This window comes from Campylobacter sp. US25a (genome assembly GCF_004379075.1).
GTDB lineage: Bacteria > Campylobacterota > Campylobacteria > Campylobacterales > Campylobacteraceae > Campylobacter_D > Campylobacter_D jejuni.
Map to the genome: position 1 here is coordinate 1 of NZ_RYYM01000169.1, position 229 is coordinate 229.

General features: G+C 35.4%; 1 pseudogene. It reads left to right on the top strand.

The features are described from left to right. Positions 1-229, top strand: a pseudogene (locus ELQ12_RS10170) (hypothetical protein); the annotation flags it as partial.

Consider the following 229-nt stretch of genomic DNA (forward strand, 5'->3'; position numbering starts at 1 on the left):
AGCAAATCCAGGAGATATAGTGATATACACCTTCGGAGATAAGGCCAAAGAATACCTTGAACCTGGTTTATTCAGTGCTGGCGATGATCCAACAAAAGGTTGTTGTGAAAAAATTAATGCCATTATAAAACCTCATGTAATGCCTTATTTGCTAAGCTTAAGTGATGAAGAATTTGAAAAAATCATTTCACATGTAAGCGGTTATAACGACATTGATACCACTTTCCTT